A 15,385-nucleotide genomic window follows, 5' to 3' on the forward strand; every position below is an offset into this window, starting at 1 on the left:
AGAATGGTCGGAATGTCAGGTTTGGTCTGGGAACTCAAGATAGCGAGGCGGGACAGCAGACGTAAGCCAGACGGCATTGTCGGATAGTAGGAATTCGAAGCCGTCACGGTGCATGTCCAATGCCCGAACAGCCAGCACCAACGGCTTGCCGTGTCGGGCACCTACTTCGCTCGCTGTTATCGCATTTAGCGATAGGTGCACATGCTGTCGTGAACCTGGAAGCAAACCATTCTCGCGAATGGACCGCGCAAATCTCGTTGCCGTGCCATGAAATAGTTCGTGTGGAGGCTCCTGTGAGCTTAGGTTCAGATTCACCGCAATTGAATGTCCTTGATTGGCTCGAATTCGGTTTTCGTCTGGAGAGATGGTGAATCGCTTCTTGTCGCTGGTCGCGGCTATCTCCAGTACGAGATCACGCGTCAGAGGTGTTCCTCTGGAATTGGCCAAAGCAACCAAGGAATCGATCTCCGTCCAACCGTGCTCGTCTAGGGTCAGGCCGATTTCCTCGGGCCTGTGGCGAAGAACAAGACTGAGAAACTTGCTTAACGATTCGAGGCGATGGGACATGTAGTAGATGGATGATAGTTATTCACAAGCAGAAACGTCCGGTTTGTTGCTGCGAATCGACAAAAGGAGCCAAGCTCGATTTATCGAGGAGGGTTGGATAGAACCTCTATAGCATATCCATACAGGGATCGGTTGTCTGCCAACAACAACCAACCAGAGGCGGGAATCGTTCCCGGCGTAACGGATCGCCGGCGATCATTCACGCCTTTCTTTGACAGCTTTCGGCTTTCTGGTTTCATCTGCTGGCTGCACGAAGCCGATGCGACGCTTGCTAGGTTCCGGCGGGGTCATCAACTGGCGAATCGCCTCAAACACCTGCTTTAGCTGAGCGCGGGTATGGTGCGCGAAGTTGTCCTGCTGGAGGGCCAGGGCTTCGGTTTTCTCCTCCAGTTCATTGAGGCGCTCGGCCAGTTCGCCCTGGGTATTGGCCAACTCGCGGACGCGCACGAAGGTGCGCATGATCTCGATGTTGATTGCAATGGCACGCGGGCTGTTCAGTACCGACGAGAGCATGGCGACGCCTTGTTCGGTAAAGGCATATGGCGCAGTCCGGCGACCGCCATGGGTCGAACTTGAGGTCACAAATTGTGACCTCAAAACGGCAAGGTACTGTTTTTCAAGCTGAAACATGAAATCCACGGGGAAGCGCTCCAGGTTCCGTTTGACAGCCTGCACCAACACCTTGGTCTGGACGCCATAGAGTTCTGCGAGATCGCTATCGAGCATGACTCGCTGCCCTCGTAAGACAAAAATCCGGCTACCGATCACCGCCTGCACTGGCTCGCGTACCTGTTCCTGGCTCATTTCACTTCCTCCTTTCAAAAGCTGCATGACTGGCCTGCCCATGCTTCAGCAGCGCGCCAGAATATCCCTTTTGCATTTTCCAAACATCCCACCAAAGGCAATTTGTTGGAGAGAGATGGCTTTGCCAGCCAGGATTTCGTGACGCCTGGCCATTGGCCGTCTAGAATAGTTATTCGTTTATTTATTCACTGATCTATTCAAATCATGTCGCGCCACGCCGACGCCATTCGCCTGCTGCTCGCTCAAGGCCCCTTGAGTGCGCGGCAACTCGTTGAAAAGACGGGGATCAGCCAGCCGACGGTGTCGCGGGCGCTGGCGGCGCTGGGTGACGAGGTGGTGCGTATCGGCGCCGGGCCGGCTATTCAGTACGCGCTGCGCGATGCCGGCCGGGCTGCCGTCGCCGCGCCGGTGTTCCGGGTCAGCGACGAAGGGCAGATCCGCGAGCTGGGCCGGCTGGTGCCGGTGCGGCCGGCGGGTTTCGTCATGGTCCAGGCCGACGGCGTCACGCTGCACAGCGACGGCCTGCCCTGGTGGCTGTTCGACATGCGGCCGCAGGGCTATCTCGGCCGCGCCTATGCCGCGGCCCACGCGGCCGGCCTCGGCCTGCCGGCGAACCCGGAGCAGTGGAGCGACGCCGAAGTCCTGCACGCGCTGCTGGCGCAGGGTCATGACGCGATTGGCAACCTGCTGATCGGCGAAGCGGCGCGCGAGCGCTTCCTGGCCATGCCGGCACCGCAGCCGGTCGAGCGGGCGACGGCCTATCCGGCGCTAGCGCGTGCCGCCAGTGCTGGCGAACTGCCCGGCTCGTCGGCCGGCGGCGAGCAGCCGAAGTTCTGTGCCTGTAGCGAGCGCGGCCATGTGCTGGTGAAGTTTTCGGCGGCCGACGACAACCCGGTCAGCGAACGCTGGCGCGACCTGCTGCTGGCCGAGCATCAGGCGCTGGCGGTGCTCGGTGTCGCCAGCGAGGTCTTCGATTTCGCCGGCCAGCGTTTCCTGGAAGTGCCGCGCTTCGACCGCGTCGGGCAATTGGGCCGCGTCGGCGTCTTTTCGCTGCGCGCGCTCGACGCCGAATTCGTCGGCGATGCCGCCGCGCCCTGGCCATCGCTGGTCGCCCGCCTGGCGTCCGCCCGAGAAGTGGAGACGGAGGCCGTCGGCGGTGCCGCCTTGCTCTGGGCCTTCGGCACGCTGATCGGCAATACCGACATGCACGCCGGCAACCTCTCCTTCGTCAGCCTGCATGGCCGCCCTTACCAGCTGGCGCCGGCCTACGACATGCTGCCCATGGGTTTTGCCCCGCGTTCTGGCGGCGCGCTCGTCGATACATTGGCGCCGGCGGCGCTGATCGCTGCCGTCGATGCCGATACCTGGCGGCAGGCGCTGCAACTGGCCGAGAATTTCTTCGCCCGGCTCAGCGACACCGCCGCCTTCTCTCCGCGTTTCCAGCCCTGCATCGCGGCGCTGGACCGGCATATCGACGAGGCGGCAACGCGCATCGCCCGACTGGGGTAAGCTACACCGCAAGCCCGACTTCGTTCAGTCCGACACCGCCCTTGGCCAAACGCTTCCCCCTCCACCCCAAGCATCCCGAGCGCATCTGCTGGGGCTGTGACAAGTATTGTCCGGCCAGGGATCTGCAATGTGGCAACGGCTCGGGCCGCACCATGCATCCCTGCGAAATGCTCGGCGACGACTGGTATACCTGGGGTGACTGGGGTATCGAACCGGACGAGAACGATCCGTCGGCAGTCGCCGCATCGCTCACCAACCCCGACCGCGGCTGATCGGGCCGGTTCCTGGCGTAACAAACGCAATCGATCCAACAGTCGTCTCCTCCCGACGGCGATATCCCGATGCCCCCTATCCGGAAAGACATCGGGATTTCCTGGTCACACCAGGCGTTCCGGATTCCTCAGTAGAAATCCGTCTCCACCGGCCGCAAGTCGAAGACCAGCACTTCGGCATCGTGCCCCTGGCTCAGGCTGACGGCATCGACATGCCTGAGCTTGAGGCCGTCGCCGGCACCCAGGCGCTGACCATTGACGGTGATCTCGCCGCGCGCGACATGGACGTAGGCATGGCGGTCGCCGACCAGCGTCAGCGTGGCGCTTTCCGGGCCGTCGAACAATCCGGCATGGACACGGGCATCCTGACGGATGCGGATGCTGCCGTCAGCGCCATCCGGAGTCACGATGGGGCGCAGACGGCCGCGCTTCTCGCTGCTCGGGAAGTGCCGCTGCTGGTAGCCCGGCGGAGTATCCGAAACGGCCGGCAAGAGCCAGATCTGCAGGAAGTGCACGCTATCGCGATCCGAACCGTTGAACTCGCTGTGGGCGATGCCGGCGCCGGCGCTGATCATCTGCACGTCGCCGGGCACGATGCGCCCGGCGTTGCCGGCGGTGTCCTTGTGTTCGAGCATGCCGTCGAGCACGTAGGAAAAGATTTCCATGTTGCGGTGCGGATGGGTGCCGAAACCGCGGCTCGGTGCGACGCGGTCGTCGTTGATCACCAGCAGGTCGGAAAAGCCGCGCTGCTCGGGATCGTCGTAATGGGCGAAGGAAAAGGTATGGCGGGAACTCAGCCAGCCGTGTTCGGCAACCCCGCGTTGGTCGGCGGGACGGCGCTCAAGGGTAGTGATGGACATCATGGACTCCTTTTTAGAGAAGGATGCCGGGGAGCGGCATCCGGTCGATCGGTGAAAGGGTCAAGCGGTGCGTCGGGCATCGAGCGAGAACTTGCCGCCGCCCAAAGCGATCACCTGCAGCAGGCCACCGGCAATGGCGATGTTCTTGAAAAAGTGGATGAACTGGTTCTGGTCGCCGAGATTGAAGTGGAAGGCGAAAGCGGTGACCAGCGTGAAACCGGCGATGCCGGCGGCGACCAGACGGGTGCGATAGCCGAGGACCAGCGCGGCGGCGAGGAACACTTCGACGAAAACGGCACCGGCGTAGGCGACTTCCGGCAGCGGCAAACCGGAGGAAGCGATGTAGCCGATGGTACCGGCCGGGTTGGCCAGCTTGCTGAAACCGGAGATCAGGAAGATCGCGGCGAGCAGCAGGCGACCGACGACGGCGGCGACATCGGTCAGGGCGTGGGTTTGGGTGTTCATGGCATTTCCTTTCGGGGCATATCGGGTGGTGGTCAGTCCGGCTTGCGTTGGTTTCGCGGCAACCGTTGGACGAACTTTACTGTCACCCGATATATCGAAAAAGACGCTAACATGCGATTAATTGTCTCTTTTGAATTGACAGAATGAACCAGCTCGAAGACATGCGGATGTTCGCCGTCACCGCCGACACCGGCAGCTTCACCGCTGCGGCGGAACGCCTGGGGGTTACCAAACAGTTCATCAGCCGGCGCATCATGGCGCTGGAAAAGCGCCTGGGCGCCCGCCTGCTGGTTCGCACCACGCGCAAGCTCAGCGTCACCGACACCGGCCGCAGCTACCACGAGCGGGCCGTGAAGATTCTCGAAGCGGTAGACGAGGCCGAACAGTTGGTCGCCGACCGCAACGCCGCGCCGCGCGGCTCGCTGCGGATTTCGGCGCCGATGTCCTTCGGCACGCTGCACCTCGGGCCGGCCATCGCGCAGTTCATGCGCCTGTATCCGGAAGTACGGATCGAACTGGACCTGAGCGACCGCTTCGTCGACATCGTCGGCGAAGGCTACGACCTGGCGCTACGCATCGGCGAACTGGACGACTCCTCGCTGGTCGCCCGGCAGATCGCCCTGACCCAGTTGCTGGTCTGCGCCAGCCCGGACTACCTGGCCCGGCGCGGCACGCCGCAGACGCCGGAGGACCTGCAGGACCACGACTGCCTGCTCTACGGCCACAGCCCGCACGTCGAATGGCGCTTCAAGCGCCAGGGCAAACCCTTCAATCTCACGGTCAACGGCCGTTTGCGGGCAAATAACGGCGAACTGGCCTGCGCCGCGGCGATCGCCGGCGTCGGCGTGGTCTGCCTGCCCAGCTTCATCGTCGGCCGGGCCCTGCGCGACAACCGGCTGCACACCGTGCTCGACACCTTCCTGCCGCCGCCGCTGGCCATCAGTGCAGTCTATCCGCAGCACCGCCAGACCTCGCAGACGGTCCGCGCGTTCACCGACTTCCTGCGCAACACCTTCGGCAAGGCCGACTTTTCCTGACCCGGCCGACAGCGCAAACGCGCTATCCTTCGCATCCCTTCCGCCGCTTTTCCGCCATGCCCCGCTACCCGCACATCGTCTTCGACCTCGACGGCACCCTGATCGATTCGGCCCCGGCCATTCTCGCCAGCTTCCGCGACGCCTTCGCACAGACCGGCATGGCGGCGGTGCGCGCCATCGACGACAGCGTGATCGGCCCGCCGCTGACCGAGACCCTGCAACTGCTGTCGGGCAGTACCGATACAGCGCAGATCGCACGCCTGGCCGAAGCCTTCAAGGCCAGCTACGACAGTACCGGCTACCGGGCGACGGCAGCCTACGCCGGTGTCGGCGAGTTGCTGGCCGGACTGGCCGACGCCGGGCTGACGCTGTCGATCGCCACCAACAAGCGCATTCATCCGACCCGGCTGATCCTCGAGCATCTCGGCTGGGCCGGATATTTCGCCGAGGTTTATGCACTCGACCTGTTCACCCCGCGCCTGCCCGACAAGGCGGCGATGATCGCTCGCCTGCTCGCCGACCGCGGGATTCCGAGCGATCAGGCAATCTACATCGGCGACCGCAGCGAGGACGGCGAATCGGCCGACGCCAATGGCCTGCCCTTCATTGCCGTGACCTGGGGCTACGGCAGCCTGAACCGCAGCGAGATGCGCGCCGGCTGGCGTGCGGCAGCAACGCCCGAAGCCCTGGCCGGGCTGCTGCTGGCCGACTGAACGGTTCCCCATGCAACACGATATCGACCTCGCCCCCTTCAACACCCTCGCCCTGCCCGGCAAGGCGGCGCGCTACCGGCGCATCACCGAAGCCGTTCAACTGACCGATCCGGCGCTGGCCAGCGAACCACGCTTCGTCCTCGGCGGCGGCAGCAATCTGGTGCTGACCGGCGACGTGGAACGACTGGTGCTGCACATGGCCATCCCCGGCAGACGCCTGCTGCGCGAAGACGCCGACGCGGTCTATGTCGAAGCCGGTGCCGGCGAAAACTGGCACGACTTCGTGCAATGGACGCTGGCCCAGGGATGGCCCGGCCTGGAAAACCTGTCACTGATCCCCGGCACGGTCGGCGCCGCGCCGGTGCAGAACATCGGCGCCTACGGACTGGAAGTCGGCGAACGTTTATTTGCGGTCAACGCCTGGGATTTCGAAAAAAAGGCGTTTTTTGCGGTCGACCGCGAGAATTGCCGTTTTTCCTACCGTGACAGCCTGTTCAAGCAACAGGGCTGGCATCTCGACGGCCGGGTCGCCATCGCCTCGGTAGTCTTCCGCCTGCCCAGGGCCTGGCAGCCGAACGTCGCCTACGCCGACCTGCAGCAGGAACTCGCCGGCGCCGGCATCGCGGCGCCGACGCCACGCCAGATCGCCGACGCGGTCGTCGCCGTCCGTCGACGCAAGCTGCCCGATCCGGCGCAACTGCCGAACGCCGGCAGTTTTTTCCAGAATCCGCTGGTCGACCGCAACCGCGCCGAGGCGCTCAAGGCCCGCTATCCGGCGTTGCCCAGCTACGCGCAACCCGATGGCCGCGTCAAACTGGCCGCCGGCTGGCTGATCGAACAGGCCGGCTGGAAAGGCAAATCGCTCGGCCCGGTCGGCATGTACGAAAAGCAGGCGCTGGTGCTGGTCAATCGCGGCGGCGCCTGCGGCGTCGATGTCGAACGGACGATGGCCGCGGTGCAGGCAGCGGTTCGCGAGCGCTTTGCGGTCGACCTGGTCGCCGAGCCGGTTTTCCTCTAGCCCCTCACCCGCCGGCCGCGACGCGCGGCGGCACCGACAGGCAGGCGGCCAGCCCGGTGGCCAGCGCATCGGCCATGCGCGCCTGACGTTCCGGGTCGCGCAGTTCCAGTTCCTCGTCGCGGTGCTTGATCACCCCGGCTTCGAACAGCACCGCCGGCAGCGTCGTGCGATACAGCACGACCAGGTTGTCGTAATACCAGACGCCGTTATCGCGATCCGCCGCACGGTGCTTGCGGGCATGCCAGTCGCTGGCCGTGAAACCGGCCCGGCGCAGCATGGCGCCCATCGCCGAAGCGCAGCGCAGGCTGGTTTCCGGGTCCGGATTATTGGCCGACACGAACAGCCCGAAGCCGCGCTTGACCTCCGTATGCGTGCGCTCGACGCCTTCCCAGAGCCACGGCAGCAACCAGCGTTCGTCGATCGAATCGTGGTGGATGGAGAGGAAGAAATCGCTGCCGGCTGCCGCTTTCGGACGCGCCGTCAGGCTGCCGATGGCGCCATCGAAATTGACCCGGCGCACGCGTTCGCCGCGCGTTTCCAGTCGCTCGGCGAGGCGCTGCGCGAAATCGAGGTTGAACAGGAACTCGTCGCGGCCGCGCGCGCTGATCGCGCCGCCGTCCTTCGCCCCGTGGCCGACATCGATGGCGATCAACGGCAGCGGTGGCGGAAATTCGGCCGCCGCCGCGGTCGACCCCAGCAACAGGCAAAAAATCAGGAAAACCGGCATGCGGGGATTATCGCGGCAAATTAAGATACGCGCCCATCCGCCACTGCACTTTTCCGCCCGCCGCCATGCCCGAACTGACCGTCTTCTCCCGCCAGCAGATCGCACCGACCTTCGACCGCCCGCGTCCCGACCGCCTGGTCGAAGGTAATCCGGCACGCACCACCTGGGAACATTTCACCAGCCCGCGCGGCGACCTGTCGGCCGGCATCTGGGCCTGTGAAACGGGGGCCTGGAACATCGCCTTTCCGGCGGGCAAGGACGAGTTCTTCTGCGTCATCGAAGGACGCCTCCGGATCAGCGATCACGATGGCCATGCCGCCGAATTCGGGCCCGGCGACGCAGGCGTGATTCCGGCCGGGTTTACCGGCTGTTTCGCCGTACTGGTGCCGGTGCGCAAGCATTTCGTGGTGGTCGATCGGGGATCCTGAAATTGCGTTATAGTTTTTTGCAGACTCAAGAAAACGCCAACATGAACGACGAGACCAGACTGCCGCGGGGAACCTCCGCCCACATGCCCGACCTGAACTGGAGCCAGGTCCGCGAAACCGTCCTGATGCTCGAACTGGCCGCACTGCAGATCGAAGCGGCGATGAAGGACAGCAACGCCTCGGTCGAGGTGCTGACCCATTCGTTCACCGCCATGGCCGAAACGATGCAGCACATCTCGGCAACCGCCGAAACCCTGCCGGCGCAAGGCGAGGCCGGTCAGGCCCGGCAGCGGCTGCTGGATGCCGCGCAGCAGGTTTCCGGCAACATGCACCAGGCCATCATCGCCTTCCAGTTCTACGACAAGCTGGTCCAGCGCCTGGCCCACGTCGGCCTCAGCCTGGGCGACCTCAGCGATCTGGTCGCCGAACCGCGTCGCCTGTTCAATCCCGCCGAATGGGTCGGCCTGCAGGACAAGATCAAGGCAAAATATTCGACGCGCGAGGAAGTGGCGATGTTCGATGCGGTGATGCGCGGCATGCCGGTCCATGAAGCCATCGATCACTTCATGGCGGAAATGAAGGAAAAGAGCGACGACATCGAGCTGTTCTGACAGCCCCCGTCGCCCGTTCCCGATCGCTTCCCTTTCCCGGACAACGATCTCCGCCCGGCAGTTCGCTCCGCCGCCGATCAGAAGTCGGCAGCGGCTTCCCAGACGATATGCGCCTTGTCGCCGGCCCGGGCCGTGCGTTCGAGCATGTCCATCAACGGCCAGGCACGCTGGGACAGCCCGACCGGCGGCACCGGCGGCCGGTTCTCGTCGTCATCGTCTTCCGGCTCGACATTGCGCCGGGCCTCGGCGATTGCCGCCTTGAGCTTTTCGGCGGCAGGCAGCATTTCGGGCGGCGTGAATACGCCACGGGCCGTACACGCTTTGCCGACAATCTCCAGCAGCGTCCGCGCCGTTTCGGCAAACATCAGCAGTTCGCCGGTTTCACTCGATTCGAATCGAACGATCATCTGTTTTCCTTGTTCGGTTGTCGCCCGTCAGCCCTTGGGGCACAATGCCCGCGGGGGGAGACAAGGATGAGCATGGATACTAACGCCATTCCCTGGGAGACTGGAAACGACGAACTGGAGCGGCTGGCGCTGGAAGAATGCGTCAAGCGGCAGCGTATCGACCACCGGGTTTCGGTGCTGATCCTGCCGGCCGGCCGGTGTACGTTGGCTGCACGTTTCGCGCAACTGGGTGCGCAAGTGACTGTCGGCGACCAGCCCGAGCGGCGCCAGGAAGTCGAAGGCCGGATTCTGGCCACCGGTTTCGGCAGCAACATCGATTTCCTGCCCTGCGATTTTCCGCAGGTACCCGACCAGACCCACCGCCCGTTCGACATCGTCGTGCTGCGCCGCGGCCTGTGCTCGCAGCCCTACGCGCAAAGCAAGAAGGCGGTACGCCAGTTGCTCAGCCAGATGAAGATCGGCGGCAAGCTGTTCATTTCGATTCTCGGCCTGCATTCCGAACTGGGCGAAAGCTATCCCGGCGGCGAACAGTCGATCTACGAGCGCTTCGGCGCGCTGTCGCCGGCGATGGCCCGCAAATACGGCATCGAGGCCCCGGTCTGCCTGTATTCCGAACGCGACCTGTTCCTGCTGCTGCTCGAATCCGGCGCCAGCGTACTGCGCACGATGACCTCCACCTGGGGCAACGTGAAAGGCGTCGCCGGCCGCGTCTGATGCGTCTGGGGATCGACCTCGGCGGCAGCAAGATCGAGATCATCGCCCTGGCGGATGACGGTACGCCGCTGCTTCGTCGCCGCGTGTCCACACCGCAGGGCGACTATCCCGCCACACTGAACACCATCGTCGAACTGGTCCGCGACTGCGAAGCCGGCCTCGGCCGGCAAGGTAGCCTCGGGATCGGAATTCCCGGCGCCGAGTCGCTGGCCGACGGCCGGATCAAGAACGCCAACTCGACCTGCCTGATCGGCCAGCCGCTGCGCCAGGACCTGACGCGTCTGCTCGAGCGCGAAGTCCGGCTGGCCAACGACGCCAACTGCTTCGCGCTATCCGAAGCCGTGGACGGCGCCGGTCGCAATGCCCGTTGCGTGTTCGGCGTGATCCTTGGTACCGGCGTCGGCGGCGGGATCATCATCGACCGGCAAGTGCTGATTGGCGCCAATGCCATTGCCGGCGAGTGGGGGCACAATCCGCTGCCCGGCAACGAGACCGTCTCGCCCGCCTGCTACTGCGGCCGTCGAGGCTGCGTCGAAACCTGGCTATCCGGTCCCGGGCTGGCCGCCGACCATCGACGCCAGGGCGGCGCCGCGCTCGATGCCGCCGCCATTGCCAGCGCCGCCGATGCCGGTGACCCGGCCTGCAACGCCAGCCTGACCCGTTACATCGCACGACTGGCGCGTGCGCTGGCCGGCGTCATCAACCTGCTCGACCCGGAGGTGATCGTGCTGGGCGGCGGTTTGTCGCGCATCCGCCGGCTTTACGACGAGTTGCCGGCAGCCTGCCGGCCGCATGTCTTTTCCGATGCCTGCTACACCAGAATCCTGCCGCCCGTCCATGGGGATTCCTCGGGGGTGCGCGGTGCCGCCTGGCTGTGGGATTGATGGCAGAATCGACGCCCCGACGTTCCACGTGAAACGCGCGCCGTGAATTCCCCTTCGCTCTGGCTCCGGCTCTTCCTGCCGTTCGCTGCCGGCTATTTCTTGTCCTATCTGTACCGGACGGCCAATGCCGTGATCGGACCGCTGATTGCCGGTGAAATGCAGTTGCACGACAACGCGCTCGGCCTGCTGACCAGCACTTATTTCCTCGCCTTCGGCGCTGCCCAGTTGCCGCTGGGCATCCTGCTCGACCGTTACGGCCCGCGCCGTGTCGAAGCCGGATTGCTGACCGTCGCCGCGGCCGGTGCCGCGCTCTACGGACTGGCCGGCGGCCTCGGCGAACTGACCGTCGGCCGGGCGCTGATCGGTCTCGGCGTATCGGCTTGCCTGATGGCGTCGTTCAAGGCCTTTGCCCAGTGGTTCCCGCCGGAGCGGCTGGCCTCGATGACCGGCTGGATCATGGCCGCCGGCGGCCTGGGTGCGCTGGCCGCCGCCGGTCCGTTGAAGCTGGCGCTGGATATCGTCGGCTGGCGCGAGATCATGCTGGCGCTGGCCGCACTGACGCTGATCGTCGCCGTCGCCCTCTGGCGGTTCGTCCCGGACAAGCCGAGCCACGGCGAGCGCGCCGGTTTCGGCGAGCAACTGCGCGGCGTACGCGACATCCTCCGCCATCCGCATTTCTGGCGCTATGCGCCGATGGGCCTGTTTTTCACCGGCGGCTTCATGGCCGTGCAGGGCTTGTGGGCATCGCGCTGGATGAGCGTCATCGAGGCACTCGACGCCGCCGAAATCGCCGCCCGCCTGACCTGGATCGGCTCAGCCATGCTCGGCGGATTCCTGTTCATGGGTTTTTTTGCCACCCGGCTGGTTCACCGCGGCATGCCGCTCGAACGGATTTATCGCAGCGCAATGGCTACCGCCCTGGCCGCCTTCGCACTGCTGTGCGCCTTTCCGGCGCACGTCGGCAACTGGCTCTGGCCGGTGCTCGGCGCCTGTTTCTCACTGTCCAACATCGCCTATTCGCTGGTCGCCCAGGCCTTTCCGGAGCAATGGTCCGGCCGGGCCAACACGGCTTTCAACCTGTTCGTGTTCGTTGGCGCCTTCGGCCTGCAATGGGGCATCGGCGGGCTGGTCGATGTCCTGCAGGCCGGCGGCTACAGCGTGGCCCCGGCCTACCGGATCGCTTTCTGCACCTTGCTCGCTGCGCAGGCGCTGGCCTTCGGCTGGTTGCTGCTGCGCGGCCGGCAGCGCTAGACCGCACGGCAAGCCGCCAGCACGATAGGCTCAGACCGCCAGATCAACCTGCTGCATCAGGCCGGCCTGCCCGCTTTCGGCCAGATAGACGCCGGCCGCACGGATCTGGCCGAGCAGTTCGTTGTCGGCGGTTTTCAGTGAAAACGGTGCGTTGACCGCAGCAGTGTACAAAGCGCCGACACCGCGCTCGGCCAGAGTCTGGTAGGTGTCGCCGGACCACAACCCGAGTTGCGCCCAGGCCGCATCGGCCTCGTCGATCCAGCCATTGCCGTCATCGTCGAGTTTGGCCAGGTCGGCAAAACCGTTGCCGCTGGCGACGCCGAACAGTTCGCTGCCGTCGTCGGCCTGTCCGTTGCCGTTGCGATCCCAGACCAGGAAACAACTGTTGGTGCCGGGTTTCGGTATCCACTCGGCGCTGCCGTCGGCGTCGAGATCGAAGGACAGCCGTTCCTGGGTCAGCTCGCAGGCGGTGCCGGCGAAGGCCAGCATCAGCGGATCGCGCAACACGACGCTGCCGCTGCTTTCGCGCCAGCTTTCCTTTTCGTAGCTGCGCTGCATGTCGACCGCAAAATCGAAGGCAATCTCCCGGCCATCGCTGGTCTTGACCTTGCCCCGGCCGCAGACCGTGGTGCTTTCGGATTCGCTGACCCGCTCGCAAACGGTAGTCCGCCAGGTCAGTTCGCGGCCACCTGCGGTCGACGCCGGCAAAGCGGCATTTTTGCCGGCATCCGCCGTCAGCAGGTCGGCGGCGGCAGTTTTTTCCTCGCACGGGCGGCCATCGATTGCCGCCAGTATCTTCTCGATCAGCGATTCGAGCAGTTGACGCACCCGCTCCTGCAGACTTGCCGCCGGATCGTTGCTGTCCTCGGCAAAGCTGTCGAAGACCTGGCGAAAGCCCATCTCCGTGTTGATTTCGACGCTGCGCGTACGCGTTGCCTCGTGGCTGGCCGAAAGATTGACCTGGGATTCCTGGATTTTCATGATCGCTCCTTGCGGTGTTCGGGAGCGATTCACTGCAAGGGACGTGCCGTGTGCCCGGGATCAGAATTCGAGCGGATCGACTTCCAGGTGCCAGCGCAGTTTCGCCGGCGCCTTGAGTGCCTCGATCGCTTCCCGCCAACGCGGCAGGAAGGCCTGCAGGGCCGGCCGGGAAAACGATTCGGCCAGCAGTTGACCGCGCTCCAGGCTGGCCAGCCGGGCCATGCGCATCGGCACCGGGTCATAGAGCATCACCGCATCGTGTTCGCCGATCACCGGCAGCGCCGCGGCGGTTTCGAGGAAAGCGATCGCATCGGCCATCGCCGGCGCTTCGGCACGCAGCACGGCCTGGAAGGCATATGGCGGAAAGCCCGCCTGCTCCCGCTCCTTCAGTTGAACGGCAGCGAATCCCGGGTAATCCTGGGCGACCAGCGCGGCGAACAGCGGATGATCCGGATACTGCGTCTGGACAATCACCCGGCCCTTCAGTTCGGCCCGTCCGGCCCGCCCGGCGACCTGCATCAACTGGGCGAACAGGCGCTCCGGCGCGCGCCAGTCGGCGGCGAACAGCGCCGAATCGGCACCGAGTACGCCGACCAGCGTCAGTTTCGGGAAATCGTGTCCCTTGGCCAGCATCTGCGTGCCGATCAGGATGTCGGCCTCGCCGCCGTGGATGCGCTCCAGCACGGCTTCCCACTGCTTGCGGCTCTTCACCGAATCGCGATCGACGCGCAGGATGCGCGCCTCCGGGAATTCCTTCTGCAGCCACTCCTCGACGCGCTGTGTACCGCGGCCGAAGGGATGGATGTCCTGATTGCCGCAGGTCGGGCAGGCACGCGGTATGCGATGCTCGAAGCCGCAGTGATGGCAGCGCAGACGACGGTCGGCGGTGTGCAGCACCAGATTGGCGGCACAACGCTGGCAGCGCGACACCCAGCCGCAGGCCGGACAGGCCAGTACCGGCGCATAGCCGCGGCGATTGAGGAAGACCAGGCTCTGTTCGCCGCGCGCCAGCCGCTCGCGGATGGCGACCACCAGCGGATCGGCAACGCCTTCGCGCAAAATCAGCCGGCGCGTGTCGAGGATGTCGACCGCCGGCAGCGATGCCTCCCGGTTGGCACGCTCCTTCAGGGTCTGCAAGGCATAGCGGCCGGCCTGCGCATTGGCCCAGGTTTCCAGCGATGGCGTCGCCGAGCCGAGCAGTACCGGCACACCGCGCTGACGGGCGCGCACGACGGCCAGATCGCGTGCCGAATAGCGCATGCCGTCCTGCTGCTTGAACGACGCATCGTGCTCCTCGTCGACGACGATCAGGCCGAGCCGCGGCATCGGCGTAAACACCGCCAGCCGCGTGCCGAGCACGATGTCCGCCTCACCGGCGAAGGCGGCCCGCCAGTGGCGCTCGCGGGCCGCCTCGGCCAGTTCGCTGTGCAGCGCGACCACGTTGCGCGCCGGAAAGCGCGAACGGACACGCGCTTCGAGCTGCGGTGTCAGATTGATTTCGGGGACCAGCAGCAGTACCTGGCGGCCCAGGGTCAACGCCTTGTCGACCAGCCGCAGGTAAACCTCGGTCTTGCCACTGCCGGTCACGCCGAATAGAAGATTTGCCGAAAAACCGCCGTCGACCGCCAGTGCGTCGATCGCCGTCCGCTGCTCCGCCGTCAGTTCGGGCAAAGCGCCCGCCGCCTTGGCCTTGCTCGCCCGGCCGGCACGTCGATCCGGCGGATCGAGGCGCTTCAGGCCGGCCGGCAGCGCCGACAACAACACTTCGCCGAGCGGCGCCTGGTAGTAGCTGCTGGCGAAATCGGCCAGCGCAAAGAAATCCTGCGGCAGCGGCGGCAGATCGTCGAGCAGCGGACCGGCCGCTTTCAGTTGCTCGAGCGGCCAGTCACTGTGGCCGACCACCTCGACCACGATGCCGAGCTTCTCGCCCCGTCCGAATGGCACCCGCACGCGCCGCCCGACATCGGCCGGCGACGCCCCGTCCGAGCGGTAGTCGAACAGCCGGTGCAGCGGCAAATCGAGAGCGACGCGCAGGATGGCCATGGGGTCTCGGGCTTGTCCACAGAAGCTGTGGATAACTTTGTGGATTGCCCAGGGATAGCTGGGCTAAGTGGGCGTTTCGTAAGGCTTTTGTTAC

General features: G+C 65.2%; 18 protein-coding genes. 10 read left to right on the top strand and 8 right to left on the bottom strand.

The annotated features are described in order from the left end of the window. Positions 1–15: 15 nt before the first annotated feature. Positions 16–567: an RNA 2'-phosphotransferase gene (locus L0962_RS18265; protein ID WP_367398003.1), complete on the bottom strand. Its 552-nt coding sequence runs from the start codon at positions 565–567 to the stop codon at positions 16–18. Between the two features lie 195 nt (positions 568–762). Next, a complete protein-coding gene (locus L0962_RS01655) occupies positions 763–1,371 on the bottom strand; it encodes an ORF6N domain-containing protein (protein WP_234083080.1) in 609 nt (202 codons plus the stop codon). A 204-nt stretch (positions 1,372–1,575) separates the two neighbouring features. Here L0962_RS01655 and yjjJ point away from each other — a divergent pair, with 204 nt between their 5' ends. Both yjjJ and L0962_RS01665 read left to right on the top strand, forming a co-directional pair. After that, positions 1,576–2,880, top strand: coding sequence for a type II toxin-antitoxin system HipA family toxin YjjJ (yjjJ, locus tag L0962_RS01660; RefSeq protein ID WP_234083083.1), 1,305 nt, complete (start codon positions 1,576–1,578; stop codon positions 2,878–2,880). A 41-nt stretch (positions 2,881–2,921) separates the two neighbouring features. Continuing rightward, positions 2,922–3,152: a DUF3079 domain-containing protein gene (locus tag L0962_RS01665; RefSeq protein ID WP_234083087.1), complete on the top strand. Its 231-nt coding sequence runs from the start codon at positions 2,922–2,924 to the stop codon at positions 3,150–3,152. 128 nt (positions 3,153–3,280) lie between these two features. On the opposite strand, the gene L0962_RS01670 is transcribed toward L0962_RS01665, so the two are convergent. Continuing rightward, positions 3,281–4,015: a pirin family protein gene (locus tag L0962_RS01670; protein WP_234083090.1), complete on the bottom strand. Its 735-nt coding sequence runs from the start codon at positions 4,013–4,015 to the stop codon at positions 3,281–3,283. 57 nt (positions 4,016–4,072) lie between these two features. After that, on the bottom strand, positions 4,073–4,477 hold the full coding sequence (locus L0962_RS01675; RefSeq protein ID WP_234083093.1) for a DoxX family protein: 405 nt from the start codon (positions 4,475–4,477) through the stop codon (positions 4,073–4,075). A 143-nt stretch (positions 4,478–4,620) separates the two neighbouring features. Between L0962_RS01675 and L0962_RS01680 the strand changes: the two genes are divergently transcribed. The 3 genes from L0962_RS01680 to murB are packed head-to-tail and all read left to right on the top strand — an operon-like array spanning position 4,621 to position 7,245. Continuing rightward, positions 4,621–5,514, top strand: coding sequence for a LysR family transcriptional regulator (locus L0962_RS01680; RefSeq protein ID WP_234083098.1), 894 nt, complete (start codon positions 4,621–4,623; stop codon positions 5,512–5,514). Between the two features lie 56 nt (positions 5,515–5,570). Further along, positions 5,571–6,227, top strand: coding sequence for an HAD family hydrolase (locus L0962_RS01685; RefSeq protein WP_234083101.1), 657 nt, complete (start codon positions 5,571–5,573; stop codon positions 6,225–6,227). Between the two features lie 10 nt (positions 6,228–6,237). Further along, positions 6,238–7,245 (top strand): UDP-N-acetylmuramate dehydrogenase, encoded by a 1,008-nt coding sequence (gene murB, locus L0962_RS01690; protein ID WP_234083105.1) that lies wholly within the window; start codon positions 6,238–6,240, stop codon positions 7,243–7,245. 4 nt (positions 7,246–7,249) lie between these two features. Here murB and L0962_RS01695 read toward each other — a convergent pair whose 3' ends face one another. Next, a complete protein-coding gene (locus tag L0962_RS01695; protein WP_234083108.1) occupies positions 7,250–7,972 on the bottom strand; it encodes an N-acetylmuramoyl-L-alanine amidase in 723 nt (240 codons plus the stop codon). Positions 7,973–8,037: 65 nt separating this feature from the next. On the opposite strand from L0962_RS01695, the gene L0962_RS01700 reads away from it, so the two are divergent. Continuing rightward, the gene (locus tag L0962_RS01700) at positions 8,038–8,400 is read left to right on the top strand and encodes a cupin domain-containing protein (protein ID WP_234083111.1); all 363 of its coding nucleotides are present in this window, start codon (positions 8,038–8,040) and stop codon (positions 8,398–8,400) included. A 41-nt stretch (positions 8,401–8,441) separates the two neighbouring features. Continuing rightward, positions 8,442–9,011 carry a hypothetical protein gene (locus L0962_RS01705; RefSeq protein ID WP_234083113.1) on the top strand — a complete coding sequence of 190 codons (570 nt, stop codon included), beginning with the start codon at positions 8,442–8,444 and terminating at the stop codon, positions 9,009–9,011. A 77-nt stretch (positions 9,012–9,088) separates the two neighbouring features. On the opposite strand, the gene L0962_RS01710 is transcribed toward L0962_RS01705, so the two are convergent. After that, positions 9,089–9,418 (bottom strand): DUF1840 domain-containing protein, encoded by a 330-nt coding sequence (locus tag L0962_RS01710; protein WP_234083115.1) that lies wholly within the window; start codon positions 9,416–9,418, stop codon positions 9,089–9,091. A gap of 66 nt (positions 9,419–9,484) precedes the next feature. Between L0962_RS01710 and L0962_RS01715 the strand changes: the two genes are divergently transcribed. From L0962_RS01715 to L0962_RS01725, 3 genes are read left to right on the top strand one after another with little or no spacing between them, the layout of a single operon-like run. Beyond that, positions 9,485–10,132 carry a class I SAM-dependent methyltransferase gene (locus L0962_RS01715; RefSeq protein ID WP_234083117.1) on the top strand — a complete coding sequence of 216 codons (648 nt, stop codon included), beginning with the start codon at positions 9,485–9,487 and terminating at the stop codon, positions 10,130–10,132. Then, positions 10,132–11,016 carry an ROK family protein gene (locus L0962_RS01720; protein WP_234083119.1) on the top strand — a complete coding sequence of 295 codons (885 nt, stop codon included), beginning with the start codon at positions 10,132–10,134 and terminating at the stop codon, positions 11,014–11,016. The genes L0962_RS01715 and L0962_RS01720 overlap by 1 nt, the downstream gene beginning before the upstream one ends. A 42-nt stretch (positions 11,017–11,058) precedes the next feature. Then, positions 11,059–12,267: an MFS transporter gene (locus L0962_RS01725; RefSeq protein ID WP_234083121.1), complete on the top strand. Its 1,209-nt coding sequence runs from the start codon at positions 11,059–11,061 to the stop codon at positions 12,265–12,267. A gap of 30 nt (positions 12,268–12,297) precedes the next feature. Here L0962_RS01725 and L0962_RS01730 read toward each other — a convergent pair whose 3' ends face one another. Further along, positions 12,298–13,248 carry a hypothetical protein gene (locus L0962_RS01730; protein WP_234083123.1) on the bottom strand — a complete coding sequence of 317 codons (951 nt, stop codon included), beginning with the start codon at positions 13,246–13,248 and terminating at the stop codon, positions 12,298–12,300. A 60-nt stretch (positions 13,249–13,308) separates the two neighbouring features. After that, positions 13,309–15,291 (bottom strand): primosomal protein N', encoded by a 1,983-nt coding sequence (locus L0962_RS01735; protein WP_234083125.1) that lies wholly within the window; start codon positions 15,289–15,291, stop codon positions 13,309–13,311. Between the last annotated feature and the right edge of the window lie 94 nt (positions 15,292–15,385).

Origin of the sequence: Azonexus sp. R2A61 (assembly GCF_021401135.1) — a bacterium.
Lineage (GTDB): Bacteria > Pseudomonadota > Gammaproteobacteria > Burkholderiales > Rhodocyclaceae > Azonexus.

Excerpts from the sequence above, each read along its gene's own strand:
- L0962_RS01715 (WP_234083117.1), top strand. The coding sequence starts at position 9,485 with ATGAGCATGGATACTAACGCCATTCCCTGGGAGACTGGAAACGACGAA.
- L0962_RS01705 (WP_234083113.1), top strand. The coding sequence starts at position 8,442 with ATGAACGACGAGACCAGACTGCCGCGGGGAACCTCCGCCCACATGCCC.
- L0962_RS01655 (WP_234083080.1), bottom strand. The coding sequence starts at position 1,371 with ATGAGCCAGGAACAGGTACGCGAGCCAGTGCAGGCGGTGATCGGTAGC.
- L0962_RS01680 (WP_234083098.1), top strand. The coding sequence starts at position 4,621 with ATGAACCAGCTCGAAGACATGCGGATGTTCGCCGTCACCGCCGACACC.
- L0962_RS01710 (WP_234083115.1), bottom strand. The coding sequence starts at position 9,418 with ATGATCGTTCGATTCGAATCGAGTGAAACCGGCGAACTGCTGATGTTT.
- L0962_RS18265 (WP_367398003.1), bottom strand. The coding sequence starts at position 567 with ATGTCCCATCGCCTCGAATCGTTAAGCAAGTTTCTCAGTCTTGTTCTT.
- L0962_RS01675 (WP_234083093.1), bottom strand. The coding sequence starts at position 4,477 with ATGAACACCCAAACCCACGCCCTGACCGATGTCGCCGCCGTCGTCGGT.
- murB (WP_234083105.1), top strand. The coding sequence starts at position 6,238 with ATGCAACACGATATCGACCTCGCCCCCTTCAACACCCTCGCCCTGCCC.
- yjjJ (WP_234083083.1), top strand. The coding sequence starts at position 1,576 with ATGTCGCGCCACGCCGACGCCATTCGCCTGCTGCTCGCTCAAGGCCCC.
- L0962_RS01720 (WP_234083119.1), top strand. The coding sequence starts at position 10,132 with ATGCGTCTGGGGATCGACCTCGGCGGCAGCAAGATCGAGATCATCGCC.
- L0962_RS01735 (WP_234083125.1), bottom strand. The coding sequence starts at position 15,291 with ATGGCCATCCTGCGCGTCGCTCTCGATTTGCCGCTGCACCGGCTGTTC.
- L0962_RS01730 (WP_234083123.1), bottom strand. The coding sequence starts at position 13,248 with ATGAAAATCCAGGAATCCCAGGTCAATCTTTCGGCCAGCCACGAGGCA.
- L0962_RS01685 (WP_234083101.1), top strand. The coding sequence starts at position 5,571 with ATGCCCCGCTACCCGCACATCGTCTTCGACCTCGACGGCACCCTGATC.
- L0962_RS01695 (WP_234083108.1), bottom strand. The coding sequence starts at position 7,972 with ATGCCGGTTTTCCTGATTTTTTGCCTGTTGCTGGGGTCGACCGCGGCG.
- L0962_RS01670 (WP_234083090.1), bottom strand. The coding sequence starts at position 4,015 with ATGATGTCCATCACTACCCTTGAGCGCCGTCCCGCCGACCAACGCGGG.
- L0962_RS01700 (WP_234083111.1), top strand. The coding sequence starts at position 8,038 with ATGCCCGAACTGACCGTCTTCTCCCGCCAGCAGATCGCACCGACCTTC.